General features: G+C 40.5%; 11 protein-coding genes. 6 read left to right on the top strand and 5 right to left on the bottom strand.

Annotated elements, in window-relative coordinates:
- A partial coding sequence (locus G4P69_RS26610) for an isocitrate/isopropylmalate family dehydrogenase (RefSeq protein WP_243903069.1) occupies nt 1-767 on the bottom strand: 767 nt, incomplete at its 3' end.
- 598 nt (nt 768-1365) lie between these two features.
- Between G4P69_RS26610 and G4P69_RS26605 the strand changes: the two genes are divergently transcribed.
- The 4 genes from G4P69_RS26605 to G4P69_RS26590 all read left to right on the top strand — a co-directional run bounded on the left by G4P69_RS26605 (nt 1366) and on the right by G4P69_RS26590 (nt 5354).
- The gene (locus G4P69_RS26605; RefSeq protein ID WP_208341851.1) at nt 1366-1509 is read left to right on the top strand and encodes a hypothetical protein; all 144 of its coding nucleotides are present in this window, start codon (nt 1366-1368) and stop codon (nt 1507-1509) included.
- A 46-nt stretch (nt 1510-1555) separates the two neighbouring features.
- Nucleotides 1556-2269, top strand: coding sequence for a GUN4 domain-containing protein (locus G4P69_RS26600; RefSeq protein ID WP_208341853.1), 714 nt, complete (start codon nt 1556-1558; stop codon nt 2267-2269).
- Between the two features lie 42 nt (nt 2270-2311).
- The gene (locus G4P69_RS26595; protein ID WP_208341855.1) at nt 2312-3445 is read left to right on the top strand and encodes an ABC transporter ATP-binding protein; all 1134 of its coding nucleotides are present in this window, start codon (nt 2312-2314) and stop codon (nt 3443-3445) included.
- 340 nt (nt 3446-3785) lie between these two features.
- The gene (locus G4P69_RS26590; RefSeq protein WP_208341857.1) at nt 3786-5354 is read left to right on the top strand and encodes a hypothetical protein; all 1569 of its coding nucleotides are present in this window, start codon (nt 3786-3788) and stop codon (nt 5352-5354) included.
- A 147-nt stretch (nt 5355-5501) separates the two neighbouring features.
- Here the strand turns inward: G4P69_RS26590 and mtnA are convergent, their stop codons facing one another.
- Complete coding sequence (mtnA, locus tag G4P69_RS26585) at nt 5502-6563, bottom strand: S-methyl-5-thioribose-1-phosphate isomerase (RefSeq protein ID WP_208341859.1); 1062 nt, start codon at nt 6561-6563, stop codon at nt 5502-5504.
- Nucleotides 6564-6939: 376 nt separating this feature from the next.
- On the opposite strand from mtnA, the gene G4P69_RS26580 reads away from it, so the two are divergent.
- The gene (locus G4P69_RS26580) at nt 6940-9582 is read left to right on the top strand and encodes a two-partner secretion domain-containing protein (protein ID WP_208341862.1); all 2643 of its coding nucleotides are present in this window, start codon (nt 6940-6942) and stop codon (nt 9580-9582) included.
- The gene (locus G4P69_RS26575) at nt 9579-12221 is read left to right on the top strand and encodes a CHAT domain-containing protein (RefSeq protein WP_208341864.1); all 2643 of its coding nucleotides are present in this window, start codon (nt 9579-9581) and stop codon (nt 12219-12221) included. Before G4P69_RS26580 ends, G4P69_RS26575 begins: the two co-directional genes overlap by 4 nt.
- Here the strand turns inward: G4P69_RS26575 and G4P69_RS26570 are convergent.
- The 3 genes from G4P69_RS26570 to G4P69_RS26560 are packed head-to-tail and all read right to left on the bottom strand — an operon-like array spanning nt 12163 to nt 16713.
- The gene (locus G4P69_RS26570; protein WP_208341866.1) at nt 12163-13026 is read right to left on the bottom strand and encodes a DUF928 domain-containing protein; all 864 of its coding nucleotides are present in this window, start codon (nt 13024-13026) and stop codon (nt 12163-12165) included. The genes G4P69_RS26575 and G4P69_RS26570 overlap by 59 nt on opposite strands.
- A 35-nt stretch (nt 13027-13061) precedes the next feature.
- Nucleotides 13062-15464: a CHASE2 domain-containing protein gene (locus tag G4P69_RS26565; protein ID WP_208341867.1), complete on the bottom strand. Its 2403-nt coding sequence runs from the start codon at nt 15462-15464 to the stop codon at nt 13062-13064.
- Nucleotides 15465-15483: 19 nt separating this feature from the next.
- Nucleotides 15484-16713 carry a DUF1822 family protein gene (locus G4P69_RS26560; RefSeq protein WP_208341868.1) on the bottom strand — a complete coding sequence of 410 codons (1230 nt, stop codon included), beginning with the start codon at nt 16711-16713 and terminating at the stop codon, nt 15484-15486.
- Nucleotides 16714-16716: the final 3 nt, after the last annotated feature.

Below are 16716 nucleotides of genomic sequence, written 5' to 3'. Positions count from 1 at the left end.
GCCAGATCATAACCCCAATCGCGGAAGGCTCCTTCAGTGTATTTCATGATGTTGCCTTTGTGAACTAAAGTCACCATCTGCTTGTTTTTGGGGAGTTGTAAGGCGTGTTTCAGTGCGCGCCTTACCAAGCGTTGGGAACCTGTTTTGCTTATGGGTTTAATGCCAATACCAGAATCTAAAGGAATTTGCTTTTTACCATGTTCTGGTGTTGCTGGGATCAGTTCGTTATTCAGAATCGAAATTAGGCGATTAGCAATTTCGCTACCTTGACGCCACTCAATACCTAAGTAAATATCTTCTGTATTTTCCCGGTAAACAATAACATCTAGTTTTTCTGGATTTTTGTGAGGTGAAGGTGTACCTTCATAATAACGGCAAGGACGCACGCAAGCATAAAGGTTAAAAATTTGCCGTAACGCAACGTTCAGAGACCGAATACCACCACCAACTGGAGTTGTTAGAGGTCCTTTAATAGCAACGCCATATTCTTTAATTGCTGTCAGAGTATCTTGAGGTAAATACTGATATGTACCGTATAAATCGCAAGCTTCATCGCCAGCGTAAACTTTAAACCAATTTATTTTTCGTTTACCTTTGTATGCGACTTCTACGGCAGCATCTATCACTTTTTGCGTAGCGGGCCAAATATCGATTCCGGTACCGTCGCCACGAATAAAGGGGATGATAGGATTGTCAGGAACAATTGGTTCAGCATTTTTAAAAGTAATCTTTGCTCCGCTCGTTGGCGGGGAAATTTTCTCGTACATCGGAACTCCTGATGGCTTTGCCGGAAAATATATAGCCTTTGGAATTGAAAACCAAAGATAAAAATCCCTTCCGATGGGAAGGCTAGAAGATTTTGCCTTGTCTTGTTTTGATCACATAAGCCGCAGAGTCATCCCTTCCCCAACTTGTGGAGTATTTGGGGCAGGCATTAGGATTGCTGTGAAACATCCGCTATTCTATCAAATGATATCTCATTCGAGAAGAGGGGCTTTTAAACAGTGAACACTAAACAGTTATCAGTGATCAACGCGCATAGTACGGTGTTTCGGGTTCCTATAAAAACATTATTCTTGACTGACGACTGATAACTGATAACTGATAACTGTTTACCCGCTTGGCGGAAATAAAGCTACCATCTAGAATAGGTAGAGATCTGCGACAAACTTGCTCCTTTTGAGTTTTGCCTAGTTGTACTAGTAGGTTTTGTTTCCAATTTCCTGTAAACTACCAAAATATCCTGAGAGCCTCTAGCTTTTAGCCGAGGGATGAAAGCTAGAGGCTAGTTAAAACTAGCCAGTATCTCAGAAAAAGTAACAAATACTCATTGTATATCGATATCGATAGCGCTATTGTTTGAGTATGACAAGAAAAACAGAAAATCTTATCAGGCTTAGCTTAGAGGCTAAAGAGAAATTAAAAAAACTTGCTGCCACCCATAGTTTAAGCCTTTCTCAAATGGTTGAGAAATTGATAGTTGAATATGTACAAGACACAACAGATTAATAGCTGGTGAGTTTTTCACCGACCGTTTTTTAAGAGATGTAATGGCATGACAGACCCAAATATTGTATCAGGTACTGCTAGTGATATTGACTCCCTTCGTCAGCCTTTAATTGCTGGGTCTACTAGCGTGCAACAACAAGTGATTCCGCAGCTAGCTAATCTTGGAGATGGGGGATTAGATGTTCTAATGGAGTTTTTATTTGAACGGCGTGAAAAGCAAGCAACTTGGGTAGATGGCAAAGCGTACCAAGTACTCTATAACTCTAATTCTGCTAAAGCAAAAGAATTTTTGCAAAGCTATTTCCCTACGGGGGTTATCCCTTTAAAATCAGAGTGCAATATTGATTACACTCCTCTACAAAAGTTACTTGCTGTTCAAGACTTCCAAGCTGCTGACCGTATGACTTTGCAAAAAATGTGTGAACTTGCAGGACCAGCTGCTGTACAAAGAAAATGGTTGTATTTTAGTGAGGTCGAAAATTTTCCTTCCTTAGATTTACAAACAATGAACAATCTCTGGGTAGTTTATAGTGAGGGGAAATTTGGCTTTTCTGTACAACGAGAAATTTGGCTAAGTTTGGGAAAAAACTGGGAGAGCCTTTGGACAAAAATTGCTTGGAAAAGTGGTAATAACTGGACAAGATATCCCAATGAGTTTACGTGGGACTTAACCGCGCCTAGAGGTCACTTACCCTTATCTAACCAACTGCGGGGAGTGCGAGTGATTGCTTCGTTATTATCTCACCCAGCGTGGGATTAAGCAGTTCATAGTTAGTTGTTCAAGAACAAACAACAAATAACAATGGCAAACGTTCGTCTACAAGATATTAAGCGCAGGTTTAATAACATCACCGCTATTGAGAATATTACCTTTGAAATCCCGAATGGTGAGTTTTGGGTTTTGGTGGGACCTTCAGGTTGTGGTAAGTCAACTATTTTGAGGATCATTGCTGGCTTGGAGATGGCCACTTCTGGCAAAATCTTTATTGACGATCGCCAAGTTAACAATCTCCCCGCACGACAACGCGACGTAGCAATGGTATTCCAAAACTACGCTTTGTATCCTCATATGACAGTCGCCCAAAACATTGGTTTTGGTTTGCAGATGCGGGGAGTAGATCCCAAGGTTATTCAACAACGAGTTGCGACGGTGGCGCGATCGCTTTGTGTTGAACATCTCCTTGATCGCAAACCGAAACAACTTTCTGGTGGACAGCAGCAGCGAGTCGCTTTGGGGAGAGCGATCGTACGAGAACCACAAGTGTTTTTACTAGATGAACCCTTGTCTAATCTAGATGCGCAATTACGAGACGATACACGAGCCGAATTGAAACAGCTACATCAACAGATGGGAATTACAACTATCTACGTTACCCATGACCAAGTTGAAGCAATGACTTTGGCTGATAAAATCGTGGTGCTTAACGGAGGACAAATTCAACAAATCGGTGAACCTCAGATCATTTACAATCAACCAGCCAACCGTATGGTTGCAACTTTCTTGGGTAATCCCCCAATGAATATTCTTACAGCAAAGTTCACGGGTGATGGTTTTGATGTGAGTGGTCAGATTTTACCTTGTCCCATAAATGTAAGAAAGAAATTGCAAGCTAAACTTGGGCAAGAATTTGATTTGGGAATTAGACCAGAGCATCTCGATCTTATTAATGAATCAGAAAGGCGTCTTCCCATAACGTCTTTATCAGGAGAAGAACAGGAAGAACAAATTGGAGCGTTAATAGTTGAGGTAAAGGTTGTTGAACCATTGGGAAGAGAAACTTTAATTCGGGCGGGTTTATCAAATACAACATCACTAATAAATGTTGTTTTGGATGGAGATTTTCGTCCACAATTAGGAGAACGTCTTCAGTTAGAATTTGACCTGAGTAAATTATTTGTCTTTGATTGTGCTACTAGTGAAAAATTATACCAGTAGCGCACTGAGTAATTCTGATGATGCTCATATCAGGTAAATTACTCAATTGCCGTGATATTCCTAAGAAATATTTGTCACTTCCGACAAGATTCTCCATTGCTCAGTACAAGAAAACAAAACAGCTTCTTACAAAAATAGTATAGGAGGCTGAAATTCTCATACATAGAGGATCTGATTGCAAACTAATCCTTCAGGAAGTTTATTATATTACAACGCTGTCAACCCGAGTTACATAGCTTGCTTAGTAACTATTGGCACTATTCTCAATTGTTTGCTAATCTAGAAACTCAGACTACTCTGGGTTTAACGATAAACTATGTAACCTAGGATGCCAAAAATAATGCTTGTTAACAAAATAGTCAATTTTAAAAATATACTAATTAGCAATCCCAATAAAGCCTTATTGATTCTATTTTTAATAGAATCATTTTCTTACTTTACAATAGGTCATTTCTTAATAGAGTCAGCATATAAAGGTGAAGCAGTTTCTATTTTGAATAGCTTTGTAAAAGGAAGATATGAAAACTCTCTTGATTTTTATTTCAAGAGAGGAGATATGTTTTATTTGATTTTTAACATATTAGTTTATAGCTTTATATATTCTTCATCATTTATATTCAAAACATTTCGTGACAGACAACAAATTTTGATAAGCTTCAAAACAAAAACTGCACCCGACTGGTTGTCAATAGTTAAAAGCAAAGAGATTGTATCATCGTTCATCTTATTTTTGATTTTCTATGGATTATATCTATACTTCGGCTTTCTTTTAATCCATCAGCACGATAAAATGGATTTTTTTGGTGGAGATCTCTGGAAAGCAGGTCGTTATTGGACAACTTTTTCTGCTCAAAAACCTTTTTATTTTAAAGGCTCTCATCCTCTATTTTTATTATTTGTCTGTCCATGGGGAACACTAATAAATTCATTAATAAAATCTCCAGAAATAACAGTACTAATATTAAACTCTTTTTTTGGTGCTTTTGCTGTTTTTCTCACATCTATCTTTTTCAATAAACTCATTGAAAAACCTACACAAGCTTTATTGATAAGTACAGTGTTCGGTTTAACTATGAGCCAATTAGTATTTTCTACTGTTCCAGAAACTTATGCTTTAGCTGGTTGCAGTATTATAACAACATATATATTATTTTTTAATTTCATAGAAAATAAAAAATTAGATATTGGATATTGGATTTTAGCAGGAATTTTTACCTTTGGCGTGACAATCACTAACTTCATTCAAACTTTAGTTTGTTTTACTATAGCTGTCTTAGCTCTAAAGACAAATAAGAACAAAGTGAGTTTGATTTCAGAATATATTGGCACAGTAGTTACTCTGGCATTTGTATTAAGTATTTTTCAAAAAATAATAATTATTCATGCTCCTTACTTCTTTTTGCCTGACATGCTAACTACGGAAACAAAGTATATAAAGTCATTTCTATTCAGTCAGCCATTAACAGTTATCCAAGAATTACTCAAACATTTCTTTTTAGTTAATTTCGTTTCCTCTTCTCCTTTTAATACTCTACATCCAGAAAATGGTTCTGCTATAGAATTAACATTTTTTATGCGTAACCTCGATTATAGTTTGATTGGCGCTATAGGAACAATTATTTGGATACTTTTACTCATTTTAGGGGTTTACAAAAATATATTATCTGCTCATAAAAATATTGTGGTTTTAGCTCTTTGTGGAAATCTATTATTTAACCTTACTTTATATTCTATTTTTGGTGTTAATGAAATGTTTTTATACACTTGCAATTTTACTTTTATAGTTTTAGCTTTAGCCACCAATCAATCATTATTGAATAAACTGTATATTCGAGTAGGGTTGATATCACTAATTATCCTTATGTTAATTAATAATTTGACTATTGTTAAAGCGATCGCATCCGTTTGATTAAAGTAAAAACCCTTTGTAGAGAGAGGATTTATGATGCACCACTTTACAACAGAGAATCCTTGATACTTAGAAGAAGAGATGCAGAGCCCTGTTACCTAACTCTACAAGATATTAAATTAATTTCGCCCAGTCACATATTTTTGGCTACGCCATTTGTTTTTCCTGTATAGTTTTTAACTCTTTAGGAACAAATGCGCCATGTTCAGTAATAATCGCTGCAATCAACTCTGCTGGAGTTACGTCAAATGCAGGATTATAAAATTCGACACCAGCAGGTGTGAGAATGGTGTCACCAACTTTGTAGATTTCTTCTGGGTTACGCTCTTCTATTGGAATCTGAGTACCATCATGTAACGAAAAATCAATAGTGGAAAGGGGAGCTGCAACAAAGAAAGGAATCTGATGAGCTTTTGCTATGAGTGCTAAGCTATACGTCCCTATTTTATTAGCTGTATCTCCATTAGCAGCGATTCTGTCAGCCCCAACAACGACGGCATGAATCAAATTTTGCTTCATACAGTGAGCAGCCATACTGTCAGTAATGACTGTGACTGGAATTCCTTCTTGGACACACTCCCAAGAAGTGAGTTTTGCACCTTGTAGCCGTGGGCGAGTTTCGTCAGCAAATACACGCGCTAAACGGCCTTCTCGAAAAGCAGAGCGCACCACACCTAAAGCTGTACCGTAGCCAGCTGTTGCAAGTCCTCCAGCATTGCAGTGGGTTAGAATTGTCAGTTTTTCTGGGGTAGAGGGTAAAACGGTTAAGCCATGATTGCCGATCTCTTGGCAGGTTTGCAAATCTTCCGAATTGATAATTTGAGCAGTTTCCAACAAGATTTGTTTGATCTCTTGTACCGTTCCAAGGGTTTCATAGGCAGTTTTCATCATTCGTGAAATTGCCCAGAATAAATTTACCGCTGTCGGACGAGTCGATCGCAACATCTGAGCTACTTTTTCAAGACTCTCTAAAAACTCATCACGGTTGTCGGTTTCGATTTCCCTTGCTCCAAGATACATCCCATATGCTGCTGCGACGCCAATTGCTGGTGCACCTCTAACAATCATGGTTTTAATTGCCCGTGCCATATCTTCGCTACGATGAATTTCCACAAATGCGTACTCGTTAGGCAAGCGGGTTTGGTCAATCAGTGAAACCGAGTCATTGTGCCAAATAACAGGATAAACAGGGTTTGTCAGGGAACTCATGAAATTTAATTAAGGTTACACTCAATAACGTTAACAATTCTACCAGGCTGATTTCAGACAATGACGGAAAAAAGTTATTGAACAAAAGCTTCAGCCAAAGTTAATTCTAAACACACCAGCCAAATAAGGTCAAAAAGTCGACTACTATAGGCTACAATTAATTAAAACAGCCATAATGATAATTGTTTACGCTATCGGTATAAAATTCATTATTTTTATACTTTTCATCGTCCTCATTCTCATTCTAATTTTCATTGTCATCAAAAGATGACTGTTCCTGTTATCCAGGTTAAATGTTTGGCTAAATAGCAGAAATATAAGAAGTGATTCCTTCATTAGAAGGATACTTTAATCTGTGGTGATAAGGAGAAGTGCGATGTTTGGTTTGGGAAGTACTCGTTGGCGACAGTTCTCGGGGATATTAATGGGTACTATTAGCACTGTTTGGGCTAATTGCGCTTTTGCCCAAATCACACCAGATAGGACTTTGCCAAATAACTCCATCGTTACACCAAATGGTAGCATCTTGAATATTACAGGTGGGACAATAGCAGGCAATAATCTGTTTCATAGTTTTAAAGATTTTTCTGTTCCAACTGGTAGCACTGCTTCTTTTAACAATCGTCTGAATATTCAAAACATAATTAGTCGGGTGACAGGTGGATCAGTTTCTAATATTGATGGGTTAATTCGATCCTCAGGATCGGCTAATCTGTTTCTCATTAATCCGTCGGGGCTCATTTTTGGGCGCAATGCAGCGCTAAATGTTGGCGGCTCATTTGTTGGCAGTACAGCGAACAGTCTAAAATTTGCTGATGGCACAGAGTTTAGTGCTAAGGTTCCCCAAACAACACCGCTACTAAGTATCAGTGTTCCCATTGGCTTACAATTTGGTTCAAATCCTGGATATATTAGAGTGCAAGGGGATAGCGATTCGGGAAGCAGACCGCAGGAGCAAGGGCTAAGAGTGTCCTCAGGTAAAACCCTAGCGTTGGTGGGTGGCGAACTCGGCTTAGAGGGAGCAACGCTGAAGACGGCTGGGGGAAGGATTGAATTGGGCAGTGTCGCAGGAGAAGGTGTAGTTAACATTGCTCCCATAGAAAAAGGCTTTGCCTTAAGCTATGAAAGCGTACAAAACTTGGGCAACATTCAACTGTCCCAACAGTCGGTAGTGGATGTCAGCGGTGCTGGTGGCGGTGATATACAACTAGCAGGTAAGCGTATCGCAATCACCGATGCTTCCCAAATAGAGGCAAGTACTTTGGGGGCGGAACCTGGCGGAGCATTGGTAGTTAAAGCTACTGATTTATTAGAGATAAGCAGTACCTCTAGCGACTTTAGCATCTTGGGTGTTTTCGTTTACCCAGGTGCAACTGGGAATGGCGGAGATTTGACAATTAACACTGGTAAATTGCTGCTTCAAGGTAGAGCACAGGTAAGTGCTACCACTCTTGGTAGTGGTAACGGAGGGAATTTGACTATTAACGCCAACCAAGTGCAACTGATTGGTGCAACATTTGGTGACGAGGTTGCCAATGGTTTGTATGCTCAAGCTGATCGAGGCTCAACTGGGAATGCGGGAAATTTGACAATTAACACTCGGCAACTGCTAATTCAGGGTAGGGGTATAGTAAGTGCCAGTACGCTTAGTAGTGGCAGGGGAGGAAATTTGACTATCACATCTGATACAGTGCAACTGACTGGTGTCAAAGTTGACAATCGTATTGGTAGTGGCGGCTTGTTTGCTTCAACCGACGGCACAGGGGATGCAGGAAACTTGATAATTAACACCCAGCAATTACTGGTTCAAAATGGGGCACAGATCAATGCCATTACAGCGGGTGGCGGTAAGGGAGGAGATTTGACTATCAATGCAGACCGAGTGCAACTGATTGGGGAACCCAATAATGGTTTATTTGTTCAAGCTAATCCGGGAGCAACTGGAGATGCAGGAAACTTAAGGATTAACACCCAGCAGTTGCTAGTTCAGGGCGGATCTCAGGTAAGTGCCAGTACAGCTGGTGCGGGTAAGGGAGGAGATTTGACTATCAATGCAGACACAGTGCAACTGGGTGGTCGCACCACAGATGGTCTTGCTCGTAGTGGCTTGTTTACTTCATCTAGGGTAGGCTCAACAGGATCTGCGGGAAACCTAACGATTAATACTCGCGTGTTGCTCGTTCAAGATGGGGCTATAGTAACTGCAAGGAGCCAAGGGCAAGGTATTGCAGGCAATCTCAACGTTAATGCACGCTATATCCGTTTAGACAACAATGCCTTACTTACCGCTAATACACAAAGCACTCAAGTGGAACCAAACTCTGAGCAGGCGACAATTAACATTAACTCACCACTCTTAATAATGAGTCGCAATAGCAACATTAGGACTAACGCAACAGGAGAAAATGTCATCGGTGGCAACATCAATCTTGAAACTGATTTCCTCATTGCTGCTCAAAATAGTGACATCAGCGCCAATTCTGCTAACTTCCGTGGCGGCAATGTGAGAATTAATGCCCAAGGTATTTTTGGGACACAATTCCGAGATGTGCCATCTGATCAAACAAGTGATATCACCGCTACAGGGGTAAGTCGTGAGTTCAGTGGTAATGTAGAAATCACCACACCTGAAGTTGACCCTACTCGGGGCTTATTGGAACTGCCAATAGATTTAGTTGATCCATCACGGCAAATTGCCAATGCTTGTAACCCAGGAGAAAGACAAAAACAAGGTTCGTTCACTGTGACAGGACGCGGTGGCTTGCCCCCTAATCCAAGAAAAGCTTTTAATAGTGATACAGTTCGAGTTGATTGGGTTACTCTTAACACCAACACAAACAACCCCCGTCAAACTGTAAATACTCATTCTACTATCCCCATACCACAAGCTATCGTACCGGCTACAGGTTGGGTTATAAATGACAAAGGTGAGGTATTGCTCACTGCTGCGTCTACTCCCATTCCCTACAGTTTCTCGAACACAGCAACTATCTGTAGCACGCCGAAATCTGAACCATGAAAGATAAATATGGCAAATTCAGCAGATCTTTGCGGACGATTGCACGGAGACTGAGGAAGTTAAGGATAACGGTAAAATTCCGTGTCACCGTCATCATTCTAGTGGTGCTGTTCTTAGCGACAGCGATTTTTCCTAGTACTGCTCAGATAGTTATGGAAAATTCGCGCTATAAAGCTTTGCCCAATATGGAGGATTTGGTAGCACAAGGCAGAACTTTTTACGAAGCTGAACGCTTTCATGATGCAGTCAAGATTCTGCAACAAGCGCTGGTTACTTTTACTGCTAGTGGCGATAAACTACGGCAAGCGATAACTTTGAGTAACCTGTCCTTGGCTTATCAAGAACTTGGCTTGTGGACAGAGGCTAAAGAAGCGATCGCGCAAAGTCTGAAGTTATTACAAAATTTAGATGACTCAAAACAGCGTGCTGAAATTCTCGCCCAAACCCTAGATGTTCAAGGGCGCTGGCAATTAGCCCACGGACAAGCTGAAGTAGCACTAAAAACTTGGCAACAAGCGGCTGATATTTACAAACAAATAGGCGATCGCGCTAAAGTAACTCGCAATCGCATTAACTCTGCTCAAGCCATGCAAATCTTGGGGGTTTTTCGTCAAGCAAAAAATATTCTTACTGAAGTTCTGCAAAGCTTAGACAATCAGCCAGATTCACCTTTGAAAGCCACAGGACTACGTAATCTTGGAGACGTCTTGAGAGTATTTGGTAACTTGGATGAATCTCGACTGGTGTTGAAGAATAGCCTAAGAGTAGCGTCATCCTTGGGAGAAAATCAAGAAATCACTGAAGCACTACTGAGTTTAGCTAATACAGCTTATTTACAGGGGGACACTCATGCTACTTCGAATTTTTACCAACAGGCTGCTACTTTATCGGTTCCTATAAGCACACGTGTGCAGCTATTGTTGAATCAATTCAGCTTTCTTTTAGAAACAAAACAATGGAGCGCTGCAGCCGCGTTATCATCCAAAATTCGGTTAGAAATAAGCAAGTTGCCACCTAGTCGGATGTCAGTCAACGCTCGGATTAACTTTGCTCAAAATCTAACGAAACTCAAGCGCAATTACACTACAGAAACTTTATCATGGGAAGATATTGCCCGACTTTTAGCACAAGCTGTAGAGCTTGCACAAAGTTTAGAAGATTTGCGAGCAGAATCTTATGCCAAAGGTACTCTTGGCTGGTTGTACGAACAAACCGGGCAGTTCAGTGATGCCCAAAAAATGACAGAGAAAGCTTTATTTATAGCGCAAAGTATTAATTCATCTGACATTGGTTATCAGTGGCAATGGCAGTTGGGACGTTTACTTAAAAGTAAAGGAGATATTAAGCAAGCAATTTCGTACTATTCTCAAGCAATCAAAACACTCCAGTCTTTACGTAGCGATTTAGTCACGATTAATCCAGTGATTCAGTTTTCCTTCCGCGAAAGTGTCGAACCTGTGTATCGAGAGTTAGTCGAATTGCTGTTACAAACAGAGGGAAACTCTGAACCGTTACCAGAAAATCTTAAACGAGCTCGTTTTGTCATTGAATCGTTACAACTGGCAGAACTAGACAACTTCTTTCGGCAAGCTTGTTTAACTGCTAAGGTAGAGATTGACAAAGTTGTCGAGCAAGACCAGACCGCAGCAATTATATACCCTATTATTTTGCCAAATAGCTTAGAGGTGATTGTTAAGTTACCAGGGCAACAGAAACTAAGGCACTACACCACTCCTATAGCCAAGCTTGAAGTGGAAAGCACGTTATCGCAACTGCGTGAGAATATTACTCAACCCCATACGCTGCCAATGGTTCAGTCGTTGTCTGGGCGGGTGTATGATTGGTTAATTCGACCTGAAATGGCTGAACTATCTAAAAGTCAAGTTAAAACCTTGGTGTTTGTGTTGGATGGTGCCCTGCGAAATGTGCCTATGGCATCGCTCTACGATGGTAAACAATATCTGGTAGAAAAGTACGCGATCGCCATCTCCCCAAGTTTACAGCTATTTGACCCCAAACCCTTACCAAAAAAACAATTGCAAGCGCTAACAGCTGGACTGAGTGAGGGACGGTTGGGATTTTCACCATTAGCTAACGTAGAACGGGAGTTAAAAGAGATTCAGTCACACCTAGGAACAAAGCTGCTACTCAATCAGCAGTTTACTTCACAGGCGCTGCAAAAACAGGTAAAATCTCTGCCCTTTAGGGTAGTTCACTTGGCGACTCACGGACAGTTTAGTTCTAATCCCGACAAGACATTTATTCTCTCCTGGGATAAGCAGATCAAAGTAAACGATCTGAGTGAATTTTTGCGAATTAGAGAGGAAAACGGCCTGGAACCGATAGAATTGCTAGTATTGAGTGCTTGTCAAACAGCAAGTGGGGATAATCGCGCCGCCTTGGGATTAGCTGGTGTAGCTGTCCGTGCTGGTGCACGTAGTACCCTTGCTTCCCTGTGGAATGTAGACGATGAGTCTACCGCAGTACTTATGAGCCACTTTTACCGAGAATTAGCCAAAACGCCTAATATCACTAAAGCTGAGGCACTGCGTCATGCTCAACTAGCCTTGTTGCAAAATCCTAAATACCAACGTCCAAGATTTTGGGCTCCTTATACTCTTTTGGGAAATTGGCTGTAGGAGCTTGAGGTTTACAACAATCAACTATCGGTTCTGCAGCAAGATTTTGCAAGCCTACAGATCCCAATAAACTAGCCCAATCGCTAGCTAAGTTAGCATCCTGCGGGGAACTGCGACGAAGATTAGCTAGAGTAGTCAGCGCTTCGTACCAAATACCATTCGCAGCATAAAGCTCAACCTGCTGTCGTGGTGTTGCTTTGTCTAACTGAGTCTTAATAGTAGGGTTGAGTGTTAACAGTTGCACTTTCCCTTCTACAGAAGTGATAAATTCATTGTCCTGCTTGCAGTAGATGTTGAAATACCAGTGATACAACTTGCCAATTTTGATCTCATAAGACGTGGGTGGGAGGGAAACGCTAACTACTCCCGGTGTTCCCATCAAAGGAGTTTTGTATATAGTTTGGCTCTTTTCATCTTCTATCACTAACTTTGCATAGACAGAGTCAGATTTATAAGGAACATAAAACCACAAGGTAGGACGCTTTTGGGTTGTCAATCCTAAAACCAATTGTTCCTTGGAATATTCAGGTGCTAAGGCTGTTAGTACCTTGTCACTAGACTGCGTATTTTGTAGACTGACATCAGAACAACCACGATTTCCGCCTGCTTTACGTTGACTTGGTGCACCAATGTTTGGTGGTGGTGGGGGTGTGTTAAAAGTTAATTGTTTTTTAGATTGTCTACTAGCGTTTAAATTTAGGGGCTTGGTAGATTGTGCTTGTACTGGAGCAAAGCTTGCAAACGTCAAAATAATAGCCAAGGAAAGTTGAATATGCTTAAGCATGACTGGTAATGCGTAATTCATAATTAGGGATTCATCTTAATTCCCCAATTCGATAACTACCAATTACGAATTATTCTAACACTCCCGCCTGTAACAACTAAAGCAAGCGCTGATGGAACAAGTGCTACCCAACAACCTTGTATTAATAAGCAATAAGAAACACCATATAAACCCAGAATCGCGAACCCAAAGGCTAATCCACAAGGTAAGATTTTGCGGAAACGCCAAGCGATTATTCCTCCTACACAAGACCAACCGAAAACCCAAAAAAATTCGCCCCAAAAAGGTAAAACCCATAACAAGGGTCGCCCATCTAAAACTGTGCTGATAATTTGACTCACCATCTGAGCATGAAAAATAACACCCGACATTTCACTGTTATAAGGTGTGAAAAAATCATCACCTGCACTGGAAGTCGTAACGCCAATCAGAATGATCCGATTTTTAATTGCATCAGGGTTGACTTTATCCGTGAGTACATCTTTTAAGCTGACTCGTTCAGCAACTTCTCTTGGAGAAGGAGAAGAACGGTAGTTGAGTAATATTTGATACCCTCTGTCGTCAATCTTTTGATACCCACCCGTGTGCGCTCGCAACTGAGGAAACACAACTTTACCCACTTGTAAATCTCCTTGTTGAGTATACTTAACAGAAATGCCGAAAGACTCCAAATAATGGAATGCTAACCGAGCGCTGAGGGCATAGGGTGTGGTACAAGGAGATATGGAACTTGGTTGCAGCGCGATTAAATGACGACGTAGAACGCGACCTGGGTCAACAGCAAAATCACTAAACCCCTGACGCTCTATTGGAATTTCAGGAGGTGGTGCAATACCGGGTTTTTCATCGGATTCTCTAGCTTCGCAAATAGCAAAGAAGCGATCGCTTTCCCGCAAACGACTTGCTAAATCTAAATATTTGGAATTTACAGGAAAATATCGGTAAATATCTAAGCCAATAGCTCGTGGTTGATAGTACTCCAGTTTTTCCAAAAGTTGCGCTAGAGCCAAATCCGATAGTGATCCAACTCTGTGCTGTTGTTCTTTTAGTTGAAAATCTTCTTCGGTAATTGTAACTATTAAAATCCGATTATCTTGTTTTTCAAGCGGTCTTTGCTGTAGTAAATGGTCGAAAGCTTGCAACTCCCATCCTTGTAAGATCCCTAGCCAGCGCACCCCCATCAGCAAGCTGGTGACGAGAAAACTCAAAATTAAAACTGCTGTAAAATTGAGTTTCCGTGAGCGTTGAGGAACCGAAGGGCGTTGATGTTCTTCCTTAATTTTATCTCGCAACACTTTCCAGGTTGGCGACATCTCGGCAGGATTTTGGCAGATCACTGGTAACCAACTTGCACCAGGAAAATCACTTTCTAAACCCTGCAACTTTTCCCGTGCTTCTCGCACCGCTAAATATAACGGTTTACCTCTAGCAAACTCTTTAAGAAAGTGCTTCAAAAATTCCTGCGCTACCCTATCTGGTACAGGGAATCGCATGACAATGATTTGAGGAATATGTAAATCCTGTAATTGCTGGGCTAATCCCAACCCATCACAAGAGTTAAAAATTGCCAGTTGTAACCCGCCATCTATAGCTTTCTTCAAAGCATTTTTTAATTGGGTAACCGTTAATCTTTCAGTAGGATTTATATATAAATAACCTGTTTCCGTGATATCACCGTCTTCACCGGCCACATTTAGTGTTGTAGAACTATGTCCTGCAAAAAACAGAATGTCCCATCCCTGTTTATGCCAAAGTAGTTCATCTAATTGTTGGCGTTTTGGTTCTACTAAAAAAACCGTTTTAGCATCTGGCAATCTCGACAACAACCTTCTATCAGCATCAACATCAATTCCTGTACTATCACCCAAAATAGCTAATATTCTTACTTGAGGAGCAGAATTTTTTGTCTGAATTCCTGGCTCAAACTCAATAGCACTTAAAGCTACTTCTGCTTGAGGATAATCTCTAAAAAAACGCCAAATATGCCAAGGTAGTTTTCTTAAGAAGTTGTCTTCAGTTTGGATAATAACGCGAATTTCATCGTCAGGAGCTAATTGCACTCTTAGCTGGCGGTCAATATGACGGAAATCGTCATAATCAAGCCAATTATCAATTTGATTTTGTAACTGGTCACATATCTGATAAAACTCAGCATCCGAGACATGAGTCACGTCAACTTCATCAATTTCTATGTCGTCATCGTGTTGCTGTTGTTGACGCAAGCCGATATTTATCGAGCGAGCTTCGTATAGTAAATCATAAAGCAATTGCCAACGACAATAGAGATTATAAATTTCAGTTGCAGCAGGTAAACTTCCTTGAAATTGGCTTCTTTTGGGATGACTCTCTTGCTGTAGATGATTTTTTGATGGCTGATCCCAAAATAACTGAACAGTCACAAAGGGAAAACCTTCTTGTAAAGTACCCCTTCCTAAATTGAAGATAACTAACTTACTCATTTTTGTCATCGTGTGGTGATCAAACCACGAATTCTTCTATAATGCTAAAATCGTTGATAGCTACTTGAATTTTAAAACTTTTCCCTATGGGACAAGTGAATCGTTTGAGTTGAATAAAGTTATCTTGACTGCGAGATGTAAACTCTTGGAGAGTTTTTCCTGCTCGTGAAACTAAAGCTAGTTTGATATTAGGTGGTAGGTAAGTTTCTCCGCTAGCGGGATGTAGCTGCACGCGAATACCTACTTTTTGCTCATCCTCCCATGCTAGACCAATCAGCATTGCAACCGATTGACTTCCTAACTGCATTCCCAAATCAATTAGCTTGATTGCTTCAACAGATTTCTCTTTCAAAGCCACTTCACGTTGTCTGAAAGCCAAAGCTAAATTAAGAGATTCTGTATTCGTAAGTGCATTAATAGATTCCCAACCAGACTCGAAAATGTTTTGAAACCAATTGCTTAAATTATTGGTAACTGAAGAATTTTTAGCAGCAATAAAACGACCTATTCTGCGGTGGTACAACTGAATACGCCATTCATTATTCTCTAGTAGAGCAGCCCATTGCTCAAAAGTTACATCTGCTTGTAATCGCGGAAAATAAAGAGATGGGTCACCTAAGATCTGCAATAATTGTTGTGCCTCGGTTTTGGATAAACTTGGCAATTTTGGGATTTCCTCTTTTGTATACAATTCCATCATCACTAGCATCACTGTAAGGTTTTTAGTTAAATTCTCTACTGGCATTATGTAAGTGCGATCGCACTTGTTATATTTACCTTGTTGCTTTATCTGACGATGAGTGGTAAACCCGCATACTTTCATCCAATACTCATCATCATGTACCCCCAGATTAACCTGCACCGCCAGGTAATAATCACCTGCAAGGGTAGGAATATCTATCCACTCTTGAGGTACACACAACTCTTCTAAATCCATTGTTTCACTAGGGATAAGCACTATTCGCTTCTCACCCACCTGAATAGCTGTACCACTGATCACTTCCCAAAAACTGGGTAAGCTATCCTCTGTTGGGTAAATTGAAGGTTTAGATACAGGTTCTTCTGCTAGCCAGTCTGTCAGCCAGTCGAGGAAGGTGTACAAGCAAACTCTATTAAGATATGTATTGTAACGAGCTAGAGTATTAGAATACTCCTGCGCTTGTTCCCAAGCAAGATTTTGCTCTACTGATGAAATGTTTAGCTGTAACTGGTTCAAAAAAGTAGTTTCTAACTCATTTAAATATGACATCAG

Source organism: Aetokthonos hydrillicola CCALA 1050 (assembly GCF_017591665.1).
In the GTDB taxonomy this organism is placed as follows: Bacteria; Cyanobacteriota; Cyanobacteriia; order Cyanobacteriales; family Nostocaceae; genus Aetokthonos; species Aetokthonos hydrillicola.
The sequence above is the reverse complement of the archived record's forward strand: the minus strand, read 5'-3'. Positions and strand labels throughout refer to the sequence as shown.

Excerpts from the sequence above, each read along its gene's own strand:
- G4P69_RS26600 (WP_208341853.1), top strand. The coding sequence starts at position 1,556 with ATGACAGACCCAAATATTGTATCAGGTACTGCTAGTGATATTGACTCC.
- G4P69_RS26570 (WP_208341866.1), bottom strand. The coding sequence starts at position 13,026 with ATGAATTACGCATTACCAGTCATGCTTAAGCATATTCAACTTTCCTTG.
- G4P69_RS26595 (WP_208341855.1), top strand. The coding sequence starts at position 2,312 with ATGGCAAACGTTCGTCTACAAGATATTAAGCGCAGGTTTAATAACATC.
- G4P69_RS26560 (WP_208341868.1), bottom strand. The coding sequence starts at position 16,713 with ATGTCATATTTAAATGAGTTAGAAACTACTTTTTTGAACCAGTTACAG.
- mtnA (WP_208341859.1), bottom strand. The coding sequence starts at position 6,563 with ATGAGTTCCCTGACAAACCCTGTTTATCCTGTTATTTGGCACAATGAC.
- G4P69_RS26580 (WP_208341862.1), top strand. The coding sequence starts at position 6,940 with ATGTTTGGTTTGGGAAGTACTCGTTGGCGACAGTTCTCGGGGATATTA.
- G4P69_RS26575 (WP_208341864.1), top strand. The coding sequence starts at position 9,579 with ATGAAAGATAAATATGGCAAATTCAGCAGATCTTTGCGGACGATTGCA.
- G4P69_RS26565 (WP_208341867.1), bottom strand. The coding sequence starts at position 15,464 with ATGAGTAAGTTAGTTATCTTCAATTTAGGAAGGGGTACTTTACAAGAA.
- G4P69_RS26605 (WP_208341851.1), top strand. The coding sequence starts at position 1,366 with ATGACAAGAAAAACAGAAAATCTTATCAGGCTTAGCTTAGAGGCTAAA.
- G4P69_RS26590 (WP_208341857.1), top strand. The coding sequence starts at position 3,786 with ATGCTTGTTAACAAAATAGTCAATTTTAAAAATATACTAATTAGCAAT.